Origin of the sequence: Bittarella massiliensis (ex Durand et al. 2017) (assembly GCF_001486165.1) — a bacterium.
Taxonomy (GTDB): domain Bacteria; phylum Bacillota; class Clostridia; order Oscillospirales; family Ruminococcaceae; genus Bittarella; species Bittarella massiliensis.
Map to the genome: position 1 here is coordinate 583372 of NZ_LN908977.1, position 18074 is coordinate 601445.

An 18074-nucleotide genomic window follows, 5' to 3' on the forward strand; every position below is an offset into this window, starting at 1 on the left:
GGCCTTTTACAGCAAAAACAGATGGAAGTCGGAGTTGTGAAACGGGGAGCGGATCGCAGTGCCGGGGCAGAAGGGCATCCCAATCACATACATGTGCTTGCAAATCAGCGCAGAGGGGGGCAGATGGTGGACAGGTGAGATGTGGGAATGTGGGAATGGGTGGATCGATTTGTGGGTGACGGGGGAGGGTCCCTTGCAGGTGGCAGGCGGTACCCGCACCGTGAGGCGTGACTGGGAGTGTCGGGCTTTGCCCCTCGGATGTGGGGCCACCGGCCCTGCCGGCGGTTGGCCCTTGACAGGAAGGGAAAAGGGGTGTACACTGAATTTACTAAATTAGTAATTTAGTAAATAACTAAAGATAATCGAACAGGAGGCGACGAGATGAAGATCCCAACCAATCTCAAACACAAACCGGTCATCGTGACCGAAAACTACGAAAATATCGACGGCCGCCGCGCCTACGAGACCGACGCGAAGGGCCTCTCCCTGGGGCTGGCCCAGTGGAACGACCGGGGCCGGGTGGACATCTCGGCCAAGGTCTGGCGCTATACCGGGGAGAAGTGGTCCCGCCAGTCGGAGGAGCTGCCCCTGCACCGGGTGCTGGATCTGGCCATCCTGGTCTGCCGCTCCCAGCAGTACTTCCGCGACGCCTACCGCTATCCCAAGCTGTACGACGAGCAAGACCCCTCGGTGGACCAGGTGGGGTTGCAGGGCGACGCCATGCGGATCTCGGTCTGCACCGACAACGCCTGCATCGACGAGGACATCCGCCTCTTTCAGGACGCTCTCGCCAAGGACGACGAGATGTTGGGCGAGCGGTTTGCCGTTCTCGCCCGCATCCTCAAGGAGATGGGATACTGATGGAAAAGGAGCGCAGAAGAGAGCTGATCCGCGGCTACAAGGAGCGGCCGCTGCGGGGGCTGGTCTACGCCATTGAGAATCAAAAGAGGGGGCGGCGGCTGATCCTCGCCGAGACCGACCCCCAGGGGGCCCGCAACCGCTTTGCCTTTTTTCAGATGACGGGGGACTGCCCCCGCAGCGAACTGGCGGCCGACTGGCGCGCCGACGGCCCCCAGGCCTTTGCCCTGGTGGAGCTGGAGGAAATCGAAAAGAAGCCGGAGCAGGAGCCGGAGGCCTTTCGGGAGGACCTGAAGGCCCTGGGCGAACTCTGGCGGGAGCGAGAGAAGCCCGAGACCCTTTACTGAAAGGGGTTTCCCCCAAAAAACCGCCCACCTCACCCCAGCCGTTTTGTCGGTTGGGATGGGGCGGGCGGTTTGGTCTGTTCAGCCGTAGAGGTGCAGCTTGTCGATGAGTTTTTGGTAGACCGGGTGCATCTCCCTCTCGGTGGAGTAGGTGAGCATCTGCTCGATGGGCACCCACTGCACCCCGCTGTTTTCGTCGGGCTTGATGGCCAGGGGCTGGTGCTCGTCCGCCTCCAACAGGTAGGTGAAGTTGAGGTGCTGGTGGCTGCTGACATAGCGGCCCCGCTTGACGTGTCCCCAGACCGGCAGGATGTCCAGGGTGTAGATGCCGGGGTAGAGGGGGCGGGTCTGGGCGCCGGTCTCCTCCTGCGCCTCGCGGATGGCCACGGCCAGCAGGTCGTCGTCCCCGTCCGCGTGTCCGCCGGTCCAGGCCCAGGAGTCGTAGAGGTTGTGGTAGCACAGCAGGGTCTTGGTCCGCTCCCGGTTGACGATGAAGGAGGAGGCGGTGAAGTGGGCGAACTCGTTGTCGCGGGTCAACAGGTCATCAAAGCAGCGCAGGTAGGAGAGGATGACCTCCCGGTCCTTTTCCTCCTGCGGGCAGGTGGGGGTATAGTGGTCGAGCTGTTCGGTGAATTTCAAAGCAATTCCTCCAGTAAATCGGTGTAGGCCCGCAGGGCGCCGGGCAGGGAGTAGGTCTGGCGCACCTCTTTCAGCGAGGCAAAGCGGCAGCCGTCGGGCGGGGGGAAGGGGGGGCAGGAGAGGGCGACCCCCTCCATCCGCCACTCCACATGGGTGAAGATGTGCTTGGCCTGACCGAGCCGGCGGGCCCGCCCGGCGGGGATCCCCCGCTCGGCCAGGACCTGGTCCCGCTGGGCGGCGGTGAGGTGCCCGTCCAGCAGCAAAAACTCCCACAGCCCGGCCAGGAGGCCGCTGTCCGGCCGCTTGTGGAGGAGGACCCCCTGGGGGGTGATGACCAGCACCACCGTCTTTTTTTCGACCCGGCGGGCCTTTTTGGCCGCCTTGTTGGGCAGGCGGTGGCGGGTTTCCCGGGCCAGGGCCTGGCAGCACCCCCGCAGGGGGCAGGAGGCGCAGAGGGGCAGGGCGTTGGGGAGGCAGACGGTGGCCCCCAGGTCCATGATCGCCTGGTTGAAGTCGCCCGGGCGGTCGCTGGGAACGGCCTGCGCCGCCAGGTCGAAGAGGGCCCTCTTCACCGCAGGGGCGGCGATGTCCCCCTCGGCGCTGAGGAGGCGGGCAAAGACCCGGTGGACGTTCCCGTCCACCGCGGGGACGGGGAGGCCGAAGGCGATGGAGGCGATGGCCCCCGCCGTGTAGGGGCCGATCCCCGGCAGTTCCAGCAGCGCCCGGTAGTCGCCGGGCAGCCGGCCGCCGTGCGTCTGCATGCAGACCTTTGCGCAGGCCTGCAGGTTGCGCGCCCGGCTGTAATAGCCCAGCCCCTCCCACAGTTTGAGGAGCAGTTCCGGGTCGGCCGCAGCCAGGGCGGGGATGTCGGGCAGCGCCTCAAGAAAGCGGTGAAAGTAGGGGAGGACCGCCGCCACCCGCGTCTGCTGCAACATGATTTCCGAAATCCAGACCCGGTAGGGGGTGGGGTCCAGCCGCCAGGGCAGGGGCCGCCGGTTCTGGTCGTACCAGTCGAGGAGGGGGGCGGCTGCGCCCCGCAGCAGGGCGAGGCAGTCGCCGTCGGGCAGGGGGGAGAGAAGGGGTTGCAGATCCATGGGGCGACATCCTTTCTGGGGCGGGGCCCCGGCATTTTTTCCGTCCGGCAACACCCCGGCACCCTTTGCCCCGGTCGGGCATAGCATGAGGGTGTCAACATAGGGGCGAACTGCCCGACAGGAGGAATTGCTGTGAGTATGATTTTAAAGACCACGCTGGGCCCGGTGGAGCCCGATCCCCAGAACCCGTGTCAGCACGCGTCGGTGTGCGGCTGCGTGCCCGCGCCGGTGGCGGTGCAGAAACTGCACGTCACCATCGATGTCGAGGGCCTCTGCGGTCACGACTACTTTGTCTTTTTGCAGGTGCGCGACCCGGAGCGGGAGCACGAGTACATCGTCAGCCAGACCTACTACAACCCGGTCCCGCCGGCTGCCTGCGGCTGCACCACCACCATCCCGCTGGACATCCTGGTGCCGCTGGTGGACTGCCAGCAGGCGTCGGAGTCGGTGGTCGACGTGGTCGTTCAGTACGCGGGTTGGGGCTTCTAAAGGGAGGGGACTTCCCTCCTTGAAGAGAGGGGGGCGCCCGTCTGCCGCCATGAGCAGGGCGGCAGGGGCGCCCCCTTTTTTTGCCTGTGCGGCTACGAGATGGAGAAGCGCAGCATGCGAATGACGTTTTTGGGGTGCACCTCAAAGAGGGTGTCCGCTCCGACCAGTCCCCGCTCGCCGCAGTCGGAGAGGAGGACCTGCCGCCCCGCCGCCCCCTCGGCGTAGCCGCTGACGGTCACCCAGTGCCAGTTGTCGTCCTTGAGTTCGGGCGCGCGGTGGTGGAGGATGAGCAGCGCCAGCGGGTCGCCCTGGTCGATGCTCTCTTTGACGAAGGAGAAGCCGTCGTCGGCCGAGGCCATCTTTCCGCAGCCGACGGGTCGGGCGTGACGGCCCCGCTCCCGGCAGTAGAGGGCGAAGTCCCGCGCAAAGCGGCCGGCAAAGGGATAGCCGTGGATGCCGGGGGTCATGTAGCGGTACATCTCCTCCATGCAGGTGAGGTAGGTGAGGTGGGAGAAATCCCCCGGGCGGCCGGGGTAGAGGGGGGCCAGGTGGCCGCTGCGGGCGGCGTAGTAGGCGGCCAGGTTGGCGCCGGTGACGCTGCCGCACCCGGCGCGCCGCTGCCACTCCCGCGAAAACCACTCCTGGTTGCCGCCGTAGCCGATGATTTCGCCGTCCTTTGTGACGGCGGGAAAATCGAGTTCCACTGTGGACAAATGCGTTTCCTCCTCTCCCTCGCCCGGGGGCGCGTTTGGCGGGTCATCTGCTCTGACAGAAAGACGGGGCCCAATCGCCCCGCAGGCGCCCTGGACCGGCTGGGAGCGCGCCGTTTGGCGCCTCAGCGCGGGTGGGGCGCTACCCCCTTATCCTATCACGGGAAAGGGGAGAATACAAGGGTTTGAAAGGCCCCGGCGCTAGCCGTTGAGGGCGTGGGCGATCAGGCGGCCGGCCCCCCAGAGGAGCAGCAGGTGCAGGGGGTAAAACCAGTAAAAGAACCACTTGGGCCCCCGCCCCTTTTGGCCGCTGTAAAGAGAGATGGGGAGAAAGGAGAAGAGGGCCGGGAGCTCCGAGGCGCCCAGGGAGAGCAGGGCGGCGGACCCCATTGCCGCCCGCACCGCCGGCCGCTGCCGGGTCAGGTAGAAGAGGGCCACCAGCAGCACCCCCATGGCCCCGTAGTCGGCAGAGAGCCCGGCTGCCGCCAGGCAGCAGAGGCCCACCCCCAGCACCTGGAGCAGCGCTCGCCCCTCCAGCCAGACCAGCAGTTGCAGGGACAACACCCCAAAAAAGAGGGTGAAGTAGACGTTTTGGTAGTCCGGCGCAAAGGGGGTCAGGGCGAAGGCCAGGTCAAAGGGGATCTCCGACAAGAGGGCGAAGGTCAGCAGTTGCAGGGCGTAGCGCCGCCGGTCGCGGGTGTGGCAAAACCCCTCCGCCAGCAAAAAGCAGAAGAGGGGGAAGGCCAGCCGCCCGACGGTGCGCAGCGCCATGTCTGTCAAGAGCAGGGGCCCGTACCAGCCGGGGAGACCCCCGCCGCCGCCCTCGTAGAGGCCGTAGAGGGGGAGGAGAAAGACCGGCTCCAAGATGGCCGCCCCGATGTGGTCGGCAAGCATGGTGCAGACGGCGAGCCACTTGAGGCCAAAGCCCGAGAGGGCGGCGCGGCGGGGTGGGGGCATCTGCGCTCCCTCCTTTTTTGTAGTTTGACGGACGGAAGGGCCGCCCCCGGCCAGCCGGGGCGGCCCTCTGTGTGGCTTGTTAGGCGGCGAGGAAACCGAAGGCCCCCAGCAGCCCGGCGCTGGCCAGCCCCATGATGACGCCGGCCAGCAGCACCCCGCCCATGACGGCGAGGACGCTGGATTTGAAGTCGAAGTCCAGCAGGCTGGCGGCGAGGGTGCCGGTCCAGGCGCCGGTGCCGGGCAGGGGGATCCCCACGAAGAGGAGCAGGGCCACGAAGAGGCCGAGGCCGGCCTTGGCCTGCAGCTTCTGGCCGCCCCGCTCCCCCTTGCGCAGGAACCAGGCGAACAGTTTGCCGATCACCGGCTTGGTGGAGCCCCACTCCAACACCTTGCGGGCAAAGAGGTAGATGAAGGGCACCGGGAGCATGTTGCCGATGATGCAGACGATGTAGGAGGGGAGGAGGGGCAGCCCCATCACCTGGGAGTAGGGGATGGCGCCCCGCAGTTCCACCACCGGGACCATGGAAATCAAAAAGATGAGCAGATACTTCTTCAGCATTGAGAGAGATCCTCCTAAATTGATTCAGTGCTGGGCCGGGGTCGGCCCGAGGGGGGAACCGGCACTCCGCGCCGGTCCCCCCTTTACCGCTCCAGCAGGCAGATGCACTCTAGGTGCGCCGTCTGGGGGAACATGTCCACCGGCTGGATGCGGCTCACCCGGTAGCCGGTGCGGCAGAGGGCGTCCACGTCCCGCTGCTGGGTCTCGGGATTGCAGGAGATGTAGACGATCTTCGCGGGGGCGATGGCGGCCAGCGCCTCCAAAAAGTCGGGAGTGCTGCCGGCGCGGGCGGGGTCCATAAAGACCACGTCGGCCCGCTGCCCATCCTCCGCCATCCGCACCAGGTACTCCCCGGCGTCGGCGGCGACGAAGCGGGCGTTTTTGACCCCGTTTTTGCGGGCGTTGCCGACGGCGTCGCGCACCGCGTCCCGGTTGCGTTCGATGCCCAGCACCTGCTTTGCCCGCCCCGCCGCGAGCAGTCCGATGGTGCCGATGCCGCAGTAGGCGTCCACCACCGACTCGCTGCCGGTGAGACCGGCCATCTCCACCGCCGCGGTGTAGAGCCGCTCGGTCTGGCGGGGGTTGACCTGGAAGAAGGAGCGGGGGGAGATGCGAAAGCGCATCCCGCAGAGGGCGTCCTCGATGAAGCCGGGGCCGTAGAGCACCTTTTCGTACTCCCCCAGCACGGCGCTGGTCTCCCGGTTGTTGACGTTTAAAACCACCGTCTTGATTTCTGGGTGGCGCTCCCGCAGGGCGCGGACAAAGCCGCCCTGCCCGGGAAAGAGGGTGTAGGCCGCCACCAGCACCACCATCGCCTCGCCGGTCTGCTGCCCGACCCGCACCAGGATGTGGCGCAGAAAGCCCTCGCCGGTGTCCTCGTCGAAGGGGGCGATCTGAAAGGGCTTCATCAACTCCCGCACGGTGGCGATGATCCGGTCGGCCAGGGGGTGGTGGAGCAGGCAGTGCTTGACCGGCACCAGCCGGTGGCTGTGCTCCTGATAGATGCCGGTGACCGGGCGGCCGCCCCGGTCCCTGCCGGCGGCCAGATGGGCCTTGCAGCGGTAGCCCAGCGGGTCGGGTGCGGGGAGGATGGGCTCCACCGGCCCAAAGCGGCCCAGCAGCGCCTCAGCCCGGGCCCCCTTTTCGGCCAGTTGCCCCTCGTACTGCAGTTGCAGCAGCTGGCAGCCGCCGCAGCGGTCGGCATAGGGGCAGGGGGGCTTTTGCCGCAGGGGGGCGGCCTTTTTCAGGGCGCGCACCTCGCCGGTGTACTCGCCGAAGCGGCGGGAAAGGGCCACCTCGGCCACCTCCCCCGGGAGGAGACCGGCGACGGCGATCTCCCGCCCGCGGCAGAGGCAGAGCCCCCGGCCCCGGCTGTCCAGCTGGGTGCAGGTGAGGACCTGGGTGGGCAGCTCTTGGCGGCCCTCCTTTGCGGGGGCGGGCTTTCCCTTTTGCGGGGGAGCTGACCGCCCTTTTGGGTGGGGCACAGGCCCTTTGCGGCGGGCTTGTCCGCCTTTTTTCGGGGTGGGTTTTGGCATGGATAGACTCCTTTTTTTACGGTTGTGGGGAGGGCGGGCTAGGGCATTTCGCAGAGGATGAGGGGGATGACCATCTCCGGGGCGGTGAGACCGGCGTGGTGGCCGAAGTAGAGGTGGCCCTTGTCCGGCGCGTTGGGGGTGCGGTATTTGAGGTAGCGGTCCCCCACGGCACAGGCCACAAAGTCCCCCACAAAATCCAGCGATTTGGGGTGGGGCGTGCCCGGCCCAAAGAGCTGGCGGGCAAAGGCCTCCTCCCGGGTGAGGAGGAGAAAATCCGCCCCCAGGTGCTTTTGGAAGAGGGCGGGGAAGTCGGCCTTTCGGTCGGGGCGGACAAAGAGGGAGGCGGCCCGGGCGTCCATCGAGGGGGGGAGGAGCAGGCAGGCGGCCAGCTCCTCGATCTCGTTGAGGTAGACCGGCTGGGGCTCCACATTCCGCAGGCCGTGGTCGGCCGAGACGATGAGGAGGGTGTCCTCCAACTGGGCGCACATGGCCTCGACCTGGGCGCTGAAGCGGCGGACCATCTCCTTGATGCCGTCGGTGTAGCAGCCCTGTTTGTGCATGGTGGAGTCGGGCTCGAACCAGTAGGCGTAGATGAAGTTTTGCTGGCCGTTTCGGCAGATCTCGGCGATGGTGTCGCAGTAGGTCTGCACGTCGTCGGCGTGCACCAGGGTGTGGGGCCCCTCCCGGAAGGGGATGAAGGAGGGCTGCAGGTTGTAGGTGTGCACCCCGCTGCCGGCCTCGGCGATCCGCTCGTAGATGGTCTTGTAGGAGAGGAAGCGGTCGTTTGCCCGGCCGCCGGCGATTTCCTCCCCGGAGAAGCTGTCCTGGTTGGGGAAGATGTCGATGCAGCGGCAATACTCCTTGAAGTAGAGCGACCAGCCGAGGCTGCCGTGTTCCAGCGGGGAGAGGCCGGAGTTGTAGGTGGTGGTGGCCGCCGCAGTGGTGGAGGGGTAGACCGAGGTCAGCTCCCGGCGCAGGTGGCGGCGAAAGAAGTCGTCGGGGGCCAGATCGTGTTCGAGCATATCGACCCCCAGGCCGTCAAAGATCATAAAGACCACGTTGCGGGGGCCTTTTTGCAGGGCCTGGTCCAGTTCGGGCAGGGTGGCGTGGGTGTCCTGCACCCCGTAGTGGCGCAGGACGGAGGAGATGGCCCCCAACAGGCTGTTGGGGTAGTCGGGAAAGACGATGGCTTCTTTGGTCTGCATGGACGCAGTCCTCCTTTCCCCTGGGCGCGGCGGCCCGGGGCAAACCGCTCCTTTTCGCCGGGGGCTGTGGAGGGGGGCGACGAAAGGCGAAAATAGAGTGTGACCTGTGTTTTGGCTGTATACGCTTTCTATTTTACCACAAACGGCGGAAAAAGGGCAGAAAAAAGAGGGATCCCCCCGCTTTGTGTTTGGCCGGTGGCGGGCGGCTTTTCCGCGCCGCCGGTCGCAGGGGGAAAAGGGGGGCGGGCTGCCGGGGAAACGGCTGCCCTGTGCGCCCCGCGCTGTTGCCCTGTGCAAAGGGGAGAAAAGGGGGAGGCTTTTACAGGCTGGATGGCTCGAGGGAGAGACAATCTCGGACGGTGTCCAGCAGGAGTTGGAGCGGTTTGGTGAGGTACTGGTTTTGGTGAAACATGGCAAACATCTGGTTTTCCATCGCCGCGGCGCGCAGCTCGATTTCTTGGAGCCGCCCGGCCGACACCGGCTCCGAGAGGAGATTTTCCGGGAGGACCGCGACGCCGAGCCCCGCCTCCGCCGCCTTGACCAGGGCGAGGGAGTTGACGCTCTCCCAGGTGGGCTCTGCCGCGAGGCTTTCCGCCGCCAGGAGGCGGTCAAAGGTGTCGCGGATGGCGCTTCCCCGCTCCCGCAGGAGCAGTGGGTATTGGCAGAGCTGCGACAGGGAAAGGGGCTGGCGGGGGAGGGAGAGACGGGGGGAACAGGCGGCTTTCAGCCGGTAGGAGCCCAGGGGGATGATGGCGAACCCCTCTCTGGGGGCCGGGCCTTCCCAAAAGGCGATGTCGGCATCCCCATGGCGCAAAACGTCGATGACGGCGTCCGCGCTCACCACCCTGGCGGAGACCTTTAGGTGGGGGTATGTCCCGCAAAACCGCTCCAGGATGGCGGGGAGCAGAGAGGTGGCGATGGTGATGCTGGAGACGAGGTGGAGGGGGGTATCCTCCTCCAGATGGGCCATTCGCCTGTCCAGGTTCCGGCAGGCGATCAGGATGCCCCGCGAGCCCTCCAGAAGAGAGCGGCCGCAGGGGGTGATGGAGACCCCTTTGGGCAGGCGGTCAAAAAGGGCCGTTCCCGCCTGCGCCTCCAGCTCCGCCACGGCGTGCGAAACGGCCGACTGGGTGATGAACAGCTTTTTGGCGGCCCCTGTGAAGGAGCCGGTCTCTGCGACTGCCTCGACGATTTCCAGGTGGCGAAGGTTCATGATCTCCCTCCCTACACATGAGTAAAAACGATTGAATACACAAAATTATATCATTTTACAGATTGCAAAACAAGTGCTATAGTTCTCGTGTGCTGCGCGTCGCGAGAGAGGATGATTTTTTTGAAGCAAAGGACAAGGACCTACGCCTGGTTGTTTGGCGTCAATTTATTTATCAGTGCCTTTACATTTGGAGGGGGCTACATCGTCGTGCCGATGGTGCGCCGGTATTTTGTGCAGAAAAAGCGGTGTTTTACAGAGGAGGAGCTGATGAGCATGGCCGCCATTGCCCAGTCCTCGCCCGGGGCGATCGCCATCAACCTCTCGGCGCTGGCGGGCTATCAGGTGGCCGGTTTGGGCGGCGTGCTGGTCAGTTGTGTTGCGGCCATCCTCCCCCCGCTCCTCATCCTCGGGGCCGTGTCCGCCTTTTACAGGGTTTTCATCGCCAACGCGGTGGTGGCCGCCGTGCTGAAGGGGATGGAGGCGGGGGTGGCGGCGCTGATGGTGGACCTGATCGTGGACATGTGCGCCATGATCGTGAAGGAGAAGTCCGCCTTTTTGACCGCCATGATCCCAGTCGCCTTTCTGGCAAACTTTGTCTTTCAAATCGGCGCCGTCTACATACTGCTTGCCTGCTGCCTCCTCTGCATTGCGCGGGCTGTCTGGAAGAGGAGGGGAGTGCAGTGAGTGCGATTTTGCGGCTGTTTTGGACCTTTCTCAAAATCGGCCTGTTCAGCATTGGGGGCGGGTACGCGATCATCCCCCTGATCCGCGAGCAGGTGGTGGCAAATTCCGGCTGGATCAGCTCCAAAATGTTCACCGACATCATCACCATTTCCCAGATGACGCCGGGGCCCCTGGCCGTCAACACCTCGACCTTTGTCGGGCTGCAGGTGGGGGGGATCGCCGGGGCCGTTGCGGCGACGGTCGGCTGCGTTCTCTGCGGCATCGTCATCTGTCTGCTGCTGCACCGCTTTTTTCAAAGGCACCAGAGCTCGATCTATGTGTTTGAGGTGTTGAACGGGCTGAAGTCGGCCTCTTTGGGGCTGATCGTTTCGGCGGCGGCGACGATCGTCCTGACGGCGCTTTGGGGGGCGCAGCCGGTGCCCATCTCCGACGCCTTCTCCCTTTTGAACGGGACAGCCCTGGCCATCTTTTCGGTCGCCCTCCTGGTTTTGCGAAGGTGGAAGCCAAACCCCATGCTCGTCATGCTGGCGAGCGGGGTGGCCGGGCTGCTGCTCTACTCGTGACGCGGCGGCCGCCGCAAGGGGGACAGGCAGGGCGGTTTTGACCGGCTTTTTCAGCGGGGCGCGAAAAAGGGGTGCGCCTGCCTGCCGTCTTTGGGCAGGGGCGGTGGGAAAGCCCCCGCCCGGATAAGGAGAAGAACGGCCTGCCGCTCTGGGGCGGCAGGCCGTTCCTCTCTGTCGTTTTAGCGGCCGTACCCTGGTTTTGGCGGGGGGCAGGCGGCTTTGGTTTGGGGCTTTTTGAGGGCCACTGGTTCTGCCGGGGGGAGGGGACGAGTTACTTTGGCGGGGGATTTTCTGCTGTCTCCCGGTTCTGCTGAGGCAAGTTGCTTTGGCATAGGACTTTCTGCCGCCCCCCGGTCCTGCTAAGGGACAAATTGCTTTGGCAGAGGGTTTTCTGCTGTTCCTCCGTTCTGCCGGGAGGACGAGTTGCTTTGGCAGGGAGCTCCTGCTGCTCCCTGCTTTTACCGTAAGGCAAGTTGCTTTGGCGGGGGGAGTTCTGCTGTTCCCTAGTCCTGCTATGGGAGAAATTGCTTTGGCGGGGGGATCCTGCTGTTCCCTGGTCCTACCAGGGGAGAAATTGCTTTGGCAGAGAGTTTTCTGCCGCCCCCTGATTCTGTCGGGGGACAGGTTGCTTTGGCAAGGGGCGTTTTGCTATTCCTTAGCCCTGCTAGGGGACAAATTGCTGTGGCATAGGGCTTTCTGTTATCGACTGGTTCTACTGGGGGTGGAATGCTTGGAGCGAGGTTTTCTGCAAGGGAGGTGCCAAGGGAGGGAAAAGGAAGGCGCTCTCTGGAGAGGGACGGCGCGAGCGGGTGTCTTGAATCGCCGATGGCCGTCGCTTTTTATGCCCGCGACGGGGGGAGGCGGTAAATCGAGTTCGACGCCCTCACGGGGCCGGGCTTGTGTAACGCCCTTTTCGGGCCGGTGCCCGCCATTTCATTGGTAGTCTTGCTCGCCGCGCCTTCGGTGTGCATGCGGCCCCCTGCTGGCTGGAAAATCGCCGCCAGAGGGGGTCAACCCAGATAGGGGGCGGCTGTCTCGAGGGCTGCCTGCAGCTGCGACAGGTAGTCTTGCAGCCGGGGGTCTTGGCAATCGATCTCCCCTGGGGGGAGGGTGCCCAGATACCAGCGCAGGGTGTCCATCCGCCGCAACAGGAGAAGGGCCGCATAGCGGGGGCGGTGGTCCGCCCAGCGGGCTTCGCTCCAGCCGTAGCCCTCCAAAAAGGCCTGCCACTGGTCGCCCGAGTGGCGCTCCAGGGAGGAGACCTCGTAGTCGGGGCAGGCGTGGACCGCGGCACAGCCAAAGTCCACCAAGGTGACGCCGCCTGGCCCACAGAGGAGGTTGCGGGGCGACAGGTCCCCGTGACAGAGTCCCAGGGGGATGCGGCAGGGGTCCAGCCCCGCCCACAGCCGGCGGATCGGCCCCTGTGCCGAGCGGGGATAGCCGCCCAGCGCGAGCACCGGGTCGCCCTCTGTCAGGCAGGAGAGGTTGTAGGCAATCTGCCGCTCCAGGGTGGGGGAGAAGGAGTCGCAAAAGCGGTTGTCCCCCACCCACTCCAACCCAAAGCCCTGCACCGGGATTTGGTGCAGCGCCCGGGCGAAACGCCCCAGTTCCCGCCAGAGGGAGAGGGCCTCCTCCCCCGAGAGGGCGGTGCCGGGCCGCCCCTCCACAAACTGTTCCACCAGGTAGGCGGTGTCCCCCTCCGCCCCGCAGAGGAGGGGGCGGGGGACCGGCAGACCCGCTGCCTCGGCGGCACGCAGGCACCAGACTTCCTTTTGATACTCCCTGAGGGCCCCCGGCCGCAGCCGCAGGAGCAGCTTTTCGCCCCCGGCGAGGCGCAGCGCAAAGACCCGGTTGACGCTGCCCAGGCCGCAGATCTCCTCGACGGCGAGAAGGGACCGGCCCAGCTCCTCTCGGCAGAGGCGCCGGGCCAGTCCCTCGGGATGGGTCACAGCCGGGAGAGGGCCGCTTCCAGCTCCTCGATGGCGTTTTGCAGGGTCAGGGGTTCGGGGGCCTTGTCGGCCTCCAAGATCCGGCGGCCCTCCAGGGCGGCGGCGCGCAGGTCGGCGCCCCCGTCGGCCCGGGCCTCGGCCTGTTCGGTCAGCTGGGTGAGGCGCTGGATCCGCAAAAAGAAGCGGTGCTCCTCCTGCAGCTCAGAAAAGAGCTTGGAGAGGGTCCACTCCCGGTTGTAGGGGGTGATGACCGCCTTGAGCTCGATGGTCAGCTCGCTCTCCTTTAGCTGGGCCAGCAGGTGGTCGAGCCGGTCCTTGGTCAGGCCCCCCAGCAAGATGGCCTCCTCCCGCACCGGGGCGGGGGGCTGGGCGGGCGGCTCTGCGGGCTGGTACCCCGCCAGCCCGGCGCACCAGCCGATGGTCTGGCAGAGGTCGTCCGGCCCCAGCTCCCGACAGGGGATGCCCAGGTCGCCAAGCACCTCCTGCACCCGGCGGCCCCGGGGCGTGCCCTTTCCCAAGTGGTAGAGGAGAGCAATCTCCTGGGGGATCATCCTCGCTTTCATGGCAGTTCCTCCCAAATCATTGTGTTCTTTGCTATGAGTATACACCAAAAACGGCAAAACCAAAAGCGCCGGGAAAAAGAAAGGGCAGGCCCCTTCCAAAAAGAGCCGCCCTCTCTACATAAAATTTCAAAAGCCCATCTCCCGCAGGCGGGCCACCAGTTTGACGTACTCCTCCCGCACGTCGAAGCCGCGGTAGTCGTCCCGCCGCAGGTCGATGACGTCCCCGTGGGAGATGCCCCGATAGCCGGTGGCGCGAAAGACCCCCAAAAAATTGCCCCAGACCGCCGAGGGGACCGACACCAGCCCGTCGTTGGGCCCCTCTGCCGCCTTGACCACGCAGTAGGGAAAGGCGAGGACCATGTCGCTGAGGGCCCCCTTCATCACCGAGGCGCAGCTCTGGTAGTAGACGCCGGGGCAGTCGGGGGCGATTTGGGCCAGGTGGGCGGCGTAGGCGGTGGTGAACTCCCGGCTGGCGGTGTAGAAGTCGGGGTGGGTGTCGCCCAGTCTGGCGAACACCCGGTCGACTGCCCGCGCCAGGGCGCGGTAGAGGCCGTCGGGCATCTTCACCAGTCGGTCGATGACCTGGGAGCCCCGGTGGGGGGTGGAGACGGTGGTCAGGGAGGCCACCTGCGCCCCCATCCCCAGGCAGCTGATCATGTAGCGGGCGTCCAGTCCGCCCTTGGAGTGGGCGATGATGTTGACCTTTTCGCTGCCGGTCTCGGCCAGGATGGAGAGCACCCGCCGGCGGATGTCGGCGGCGTTTTGCTCCACCGTCCCCCAGGCCTCCTGGTTGCCATAGTAGAGGCGGGCCCCCAGCCGGGTGAGCTCCTTGGGGATGCGCCCCCAGTAGCAGAAGTGGCGCAGGTCGCGAAAGCCCACCCCGTGCAGAAGGAGGATGGGGTAGCGGGTGGCGCAGAGGTCGGACTCGGCCCGGACCCGGCGCACCCCCTCCATGAGACAGCCGTGGTCGTACTCAAACCGGGCCTGCCGGCAGAGGTACCAGGCCGCGAAGAGGCCGATCACCGGCAGGGGGAGGAGCAGGATGACCACCACCCGGCGCACCAGGTTGAGCCATTTGGAGGTGCAGAGGACCCGCAGCACCCCGTTTGCGCAGAGCGCTGCGGCCAGGAGGAGGGAGACGGCGATGTCCGCTGTCACCAGCGGCCAGGGGAGGGAAAACCGCCGGGCCAGCCGGGGGTAGAAAAACCAGATGGGGATCTGCGTCAGCAGGGCGTAGATGCCCGCCATGGTGAGAAACCGCCCGTCCCAGAGGACCCGCAGCCGGGCGGTCTCCCCGTCGCGGCGCGCGCGGGTGGGGAAGGCGCTGAGGCGGACGGCCCCGTAGAGCCAGAGGAGAAGGAGGGCGGCCAGGGAGGACCCTTTGGCTAGGGGCGGAGCGGCCCACCCCCAGAGGAGGAAGAGGAGCAGCGGCAGGTGCGGCAGCGCCGGCAGGGCGAGGGCCAGCACCCAGCGCCGGCAGAGGTCGATGCGCCCGCACCCGTCCAGAATCGCCAGGGCGAGGGTGGCGGCCAGCGCCGACAGGGACACCGAGAGAGGGGACAAGGGGAAAACCTCCTTTCGCGCGGTCAGTTGCCGGGCTGCTGCCGGCCGAGTGCGGCCCAGTGCTCAAAGTCCTGCTGGGCCATGGGGCGGGCGAAGTAAAAGCCCTGGATGGTGTCCAGCCCCATGGGGCGGACGATCTGGTACTCCTCCTGGGTCTCGACCCCCTCCAGGCAGACGTGGATGCCCACGTCGTGGCAGAGGGCGACGATGAAGCGGATGAAGGTGGCGTCGAAACGGCTGTTTTGGATCCCCTTGACAAAGTCCCGGTCGATTTTGACGATGTCCGCCGGCGCCCGCTTGAGGATGTTGAGGGAGGAGTAGCCGGTCCCGAAGTCGTCCATGGCCAGGCGGATGCCCATTTTCCGGATCTCCTCAAAGGTCTGGGACATGGCGTCGGCGCTGGAGGCGATGTAGCTCTCGGTCAGCTCCAAGACGATGTGGGCGGGGTCCACCCCCATGTCCAGCAGGGTCTGGCGGGCGAAGGGGAGAAAGTCGGGCTGGGACAGCTGCAGGTAGGAGAGGTTGATGCTGAGGGAGAAGTCGGGCAGGCGCTCGACCCAGCGGGAACAGGTGCGGATGGCGCTGGCGAAGATCCAGCGGCCCACCGGGTGGATGAGCCCGCTCTCCTCCAGGAGGGGGATGAACTCGCCGGGGCCGACGGGGCCGTAGTCGGCGCACTGCCAGCGGGCCAGCACCTCGGCCCCGCGAAGGGCGCCGGTCCTGGCGTCCACCTGGGGCTGAAAGGCGAGGGAGAAGCCCTCAAAATCCCGCTCGACGCTGGTGCGCAGGTGCTCGATCAGGTCGAGGCTGCGCTCTTTGGAGAGGAGGATGGAGGGGGAGAAGGGGATCAACTGGTTTTTCCCCCGCGCCTTGGCGTGTTCCAGGGAGTAGGAGGCGTACTTGAAGAGGTCGAGGTAGTTGTTCCCGTCGTCGGGGTAGAAGGCGGAGCCGGCCGAGAGGGTGCAGTAGTACCTGCGGCCGGAAAACTCCTGCTGGCGGGAAAAGACGTCCCGCAGGGCGCTGTAAAACTGCTCCGGCGCCGCGCGGCCGCCCCCGCTGAAAATCACCCCGAACTCGTCGCCGTCCAGCCGGTAGACGGTGGCGTTGGAGGGGAGAAAGGTCTGGATCTTTTGGGAGGTGATCCGCAGCACCTCGTCCCCAAAGACCCGGTCGTAGAGGTCGTTGACCCGCTTGAACTCGTCGAGGCCGAGGACCATCACGCTCAGGCTCTGGTCCGGGCGCTCCTGCAAAAAGTGGTTGACGTCCTCCTCAAAGACAAACTTGTTGAGCAGCCCCGTCACGTGGTCGATCTTGTTTTTGCGCCCCAGGTTGGCGATGGTGCCGGCAAAGAGGACGGGCTCTCCCTGCTCGTCTCGCTCCACATGGCCGCGGCAGCGCATCCACACCCACTCGCCGCGGCGGTTTTTGGCCCGGTACTCGATGTTGTGACAGCTGGTGCGGCCGTCCTCGATCTCCTGGTTGGACTCCAAAAAGGCCTGTTTGTCGTGGGGGTGGATGCGGCTGCCCCAGACGGCGGCGGCATTTTTCACCACCTCGCAGGGAAGGTCGAACTCCTCCACCATGGCCGGGGGATAGCGGAAGGTGCCGGTCTTCATGTTGCAGACGTAGACGTAGTCGTCGGTGCTCTGCACCAGGGCGTCGTAGAGGCGGTCCTTGTCGTAGGTGAAGGCCTCGACAGACTCGTCGGTCTCGCCGACGGCGGCCCGCTCCTCCGCCCGCTGGATGTGTAGCAGCCGCTTCTGCCGGTACATCTGCTCGTCGGCGCGGGCCAGGAGTTCGTCCGCCCCCAGCCCCTCGTCCAGCGGCACCTGCACCAGTCCATAGCAGAAATCGGGCTGGTAGGGGAGCGCATGTTCCTCCGCCAGGGCGGACAGCGCGGCCTTGGCCGCCTCGATCTTGGCCCGGGCGGCGGCCTCGTCGCTGTTCCAGAACACCAGGCAGAATTCGTCCCCGCTGAGGCGGAAGGCGTAATCGGCGCTGTCCAGTTGGGAGGTGACGGCCCGGGCGGTGAGTTGGAGGGCGCGGTCGCCCTCCAGGTGGCCGTACTGGTCGTTGATCTGCTTGAGGGAGTTGACGTCGTAAAAGCCCACCACCAGGGGGAGGGCGGCCCGCTGCGCCGCCCAGACCGACTGCACCAGCGCCTTTTTGCCCGAGCGGCGGTTGCGCACCCCCGTCAGCTCGTCGATGGAGGCGGCCTGGAAGAGGGCCTTGCGCTCGGTGATGTCCAGCGACTGCTGCAGGTGCACCCGGGAGCCGTCGACCCACTGCACCAGGCTGTCGTAATTTTGGTAGGTGCGCCCGGTGCGGCTGTTGTGCTCTTCCCAGACGCAGGAGGGGTTGTCGGAGGGGTCTTGCAGCAACAGCTGCACCGGGCAGAACTTGCAGCGCCCCTCCTGGCCGGACTGCAGCACCTGCCAGCAGATCGCCCCCTCCGGCTCTTTCAGGGAGAACGCCTCTTTCATGGTGCGGTTCATGTAGAGGATGCGGTCGGTCTGGGGGTCGGTGATGTAGATGTTGGCCTCCAAGCTGTCCATCAGGGCGCCGAAGATGAAGGATTGCAGGCGGATGTCGTCCATCCGCCCCTGCTGGGCAAAGAAGAGGGAGAGGATGTCGGCCAGCGATCCGAGGGCCGCCCGCTCCCCCTCGGTCCAGGGGCCCCTTTCCCGCGCCTTGCCCAGGTAGAGGAAGCCCAGGAGGGCGCCCTCTCTTTCGATGGGGAGGAGGGTGGGGGAGTAGGGGGGCGTCTGGCCGCCGAGGATGTCTCGCACCATCTCCTCCACCGCGCTGTCCTCCGGCGGCTGCCCGCGGGAAAAGGAAGCTGTCAGCGAGGGGAGATAGCGTTCGAGAAAGAGGGGATAAAACCGCTCCCACCGCTCCTGCGACTCGCCCCAGAAGGCCGCCTCCGCGGGCTTTTGGGCGCTGTCGAGCCGCAGAAAGGCCACCCGGCAGACCGGGACAGAGTGCCCCACAAATTCGGCCAGGCAGCCCACCCGCTGCCGGGGACTGGAATCGCTTGAGAAGAGGGGGCGCAGGGCCAAAAATCCCTCGTATAGCTGGTAGAGGGGGCCCTGCCCCCGATTGCACTGTTGCATGATCACACGCTCCCACTTTTTGTTTGAGGTGCTCGG

At 66.0% G+C, this 18074-nt stretch carries 17 protein-coding genes; 5 read left to right on the plus strand and 12 right to left on the minus strand.

The features are described 5' to 3' along the window. The first annotated feature begins 381 nt into the window (after window positions 1-381). Complete coding sequence (locus BN3266_RS09685; protein WP_021658939.1) at window positions 382-861, plus strand: DUF6530 family protein; 480 nt, start codon at window positions 382-384, stop codon at window positions 859-861. Continuing rightward, the gene (locus BN3266_RS09690) at window positions 861-1205 is read left to right on the plus strand and encodes a GIY-YIG nuclease family protein (protein WP_059004993.1); all 345 of its coding nucleotides are present in this window, start codon (window positions 861-863) and stop codon (window positions 1203-1205) included. Before BN3266_RS09685 ends, BN3266_RS09690 begins: the two co-directional genes overlap by 1 nt. Before the next feature lie 78 nt (window positions 1206-1283). Here BN3266_RS09690 and BN3266_RS09695 read toward each other — a convergent pair whose 3' ends face one another. Together BN3266_RS09695 and mutY are read right to left on the minus strand one after the other, a co-directional pair. Further along, window positions 1284-1841, minus strand: a complete 558-nt coding sequence (locus BN3266_RS09695) for an NUDIX hydrolase (protein WP_059004994.1) — start codon at window positions 1839-1841, stop codon at window positions 1284-1286. After that, the gene (gene mutY / locus BN3266_RS09700) at window positions 1838-2935 is read right to left on the minus strand and encodes an A/G-specific adenine glycosylase (RefSeq protein WP_082671780.1); all 1098 of its coding nucleotides are present in this window, start codon (window positions 2933-2935) and stop codon (window positions 1838-1840) included. The genes BN3266_RS09695 and mutY overlap by 4 nt, the downstream gene beginning before the upstream one ends. A 132-nt stretch (window positions 2936-3067) precedes the next feature. Between mutY and BN3266_RS09705 the strand changes: the two genes are divergently transcribed. Continuing rightward, window positions 3068-3424, plus strand: coding sequence for a hypothetical protein (locus BN3266_RS09705; RefSeq protein WP_143161555.1), 357 nt, complete (start codon window positions 3068-3070; stop codon window positions 3422-3424). 92 nt (window positions 3425-3516) lie between these two features. Here BN3266_RS09705 and BN3266_RS09710 read toward each other — a convergent pair whose 3' ends face one another. From BN3266_RS09710 to BN3266_RS09735, 6 genes are all read right to left on the minus strand, one after another. Beyond that, the gene (locus BN3266_RS09710) at window positions 3517-4128 is read right to left on the minus strand and encodes a hypothetical protein (protein ID WP_075109784.1); all 612 of its coding nucleotides are present in this window, start codon (window positions 4126-4128) and stop codon (window positions 3517-3519) included. A gap of 207 nt (window positions 4129-4335) precedes the next feature. After that, window positions 4336-5091 carry a TraX family protein gene (locus BN3266_RS09715; protein WP_059004996.1) on the minus strand — a complete coding sequence of 252 codons (756 nt, stop codon included), beginning with the start codon at window positions 5089-5091 and terminating at the stop codon, window positions 4336-4338. Window positions 5092-5170: 79 nt separating this feature from the next. Beyond that, the gene (locus BN3266_RS09720) at window positions 5171-5650 is read right to left on the minus strand and encodes a COG2426 family protein (RefSeq protein WP_059004997.1); all 480 of its coding nucleotides are present in this window, start codon (window positions 5648-5650) and stop codon (window positions 5171-5173) included. An 83-nt stretch (window positions 5651-5733) separates the two neighbouring features. Then, a complete protein-coding gene (rlmD, locus tag BN3266_RS09725; protein ID WP_242861753.1) occupies window positions 5734-7134 on the minus strand; it encodes a 23S rRNA (uracil(1939)-C(5))-methyltransferase RlmD in 1401 nt (466 codons plus the stop codon). 89 nt (window positions 7135-7223) lie between these two features. After that, window positions 7224-8390, minus strand: a complete 1167-nt coding sequence (locus BN3266_RS09730) for an alkaline phosphatase family protein (RefSeq protein WP_059004998.1) — start codon at window positions 8388-8390, stop codon at window positions 7224-7226. Window positions 8391-8709: 319 nt separating this feature from the next. Next, a complete protein-coding gene (locus BN3266_RS09735) occupies window positions 8710-9603 on the minus strand; it encodes a LysR family transcriptional regulator (RefSeq protein ID WP_075109736.1) in 894 nt (297 codons plus the stop codon). 111 nt (window positions 9604-9714) lie between these two features. On the opposite strand from BN3266_RS09735, the gene BN3266_RS09740 reads away from it, so the two are divergent. Together BN3266_RS09740 and BN3266_RS09745 are read left to right on the plus strand one after the other, a co-directional pair. Then, entirely contained in the window at window positions 9715-10287 is a 573-nt protein-coding gene (locus BN3266_RS09740) for a chromate transporter (protein ID WP_059005000.1), read from the plus strand. Then, window positions 10284-10850, plus strand: coding sequence for a chromate transporter (locus BN3266_RS09745; RefSeq protein ID WP_021658959.1), 567 nt, complete (start codon window positions 10284-10286; stop codon window positions 10848-10850). The genes BN3266_RS09740 and BN3266_RS09745 overlap by 4 nt, the downstream gene beginning before the upstream one ends. Window positions 10851-11860: 1010 nt before the next feature. Here BN3266_RS09745 and BN3266_RS09755 read toward each other — a convergent pair. From BN3266_RS09755 to BN3266_RS09770, 4 genes are all read right to left on the minus strand, one after another. Beyond that, a complete protein-coding gene (locus BN3266_RS09755; RefSeq protein WP_059005002.1) occupies window positions 11861-12799 on the minus strand; it encodes a phosphotransferase family protein in 939 nt (312 codons plus the stop codon). Next, window positions 12796-13362, minus strand: coding sequence for a DUF3783 domain-containing protein (locus tag BN3266_RS09760; protein ID WP_082671782.1), 567 nt, complete (start codon window positions 13360-13362; stop codon window positions 12796-12798). Before BN3266_RS09760 ends, BN3266_RS09755 begins: the two co-directional genes overlap by 4 nt. Before the next feature lie 126 nt (window positions 13363-13488). Further along, complete coding sequence (locus tag BN3266_RS09765; RefSeq protein WP_059005004.1) at window positions 13489-14925, minus strand: esterase/lipase family protein; 1437 nt, start codon at window positions 14923-14925, stop codon at window positions 13489-13491. Between the two features lie 23 nt (window positions 14926-14948). Further along, window positions 14949-18038, minus strand: coding sequence for an EAL domain-containing protein (locus tag BN3266_RS09770; RefSeq protein ID WP_082671856.1), 3090 nt, complete (start codon window positions 18036-18038; stop codon window positions 14949-14951). Window positions 18039-18074 lie beyond the last annotated feature (36 nt).

What these genes read in the sequence shown, in the direction of transcription:
- BN3266_RS09685 (WP_021658939.1), top strand. Translation starts at nt 382, where the DNA reads ATGAAGATCCCAACCAATCTCAAACACAAACCGGTCATCGTGACCGAA.
- BN3266_RS09690 (WP_059004993.1), top strand. Translation starts at nt 861, where the DNA reads ATGGAAAAGGAGCGCAGAAGAGAGCTGATCCGCGGCTACAAGGAGCGG.
- mutY (WP_082671780.1), bottom strand. Translation starts at nt 2,935, where the DNA reads ATGGATCTGCAACCCCTTCTCTCCCCCCTGCCCGACGGCGACTGCCTC.
- BN3266_RS09715 (WP_059004996.1), bottom strand. Translation starts at nt 5,091, where the DNA reads ATGCCCCCACCCCGCCGCGCCGCCCTCTCGGGCTTTGGCCTCAAGTGG.
- BN3266_RS09720 (WP_059004997.1), bottom strand. Translation starts at nt 5,650, where the DNA reads ATGCTGAAGAAGTATCTGCTCATCTTTTTGATTTCCATGGTCCCGGTG.
- BN3266_RS09730 (WP_059004998.1), bottom strand. Translation starts at nt 8,390, where the DNA reads ATGCAGACCAAAGAAGCCATCGTCTTTCCCGACTACCCCAACAGCCTG.
- BN3266_RS09735 (WP_075109736.1), bottom strand. Translation starts at nt 9,603, where the DNA reads ATGAACCTTCGCCACCTGGAAATCGTCGAGGCAGTCGCAGAGACCGGC.
- BN3266_RS09740 (WP_059005000.1), top strand. Translation starts at nt 9,715, where the DNA reads ATGATTTTTTTGAAGCAAAGGACAAGGACCTACGCCTGGTTGTTTGGC.
- BN3266_RS09760 (WP_082671782.1), bottom strand. Translation starts at nt 13,362, where the DNA reads ATGAAAGCGAGGATGATCCCCCAGGAGATTGCTCTCCTCTACCACTTG.
- BN3266_RS09770 (WP_082671856.1), bottom strand. Translation starts at nt 18,038, where the DNA reads ATGCAACAGTGCAATCGGGGGCAGGGCCCCCTCTACCAGCTATACGAG.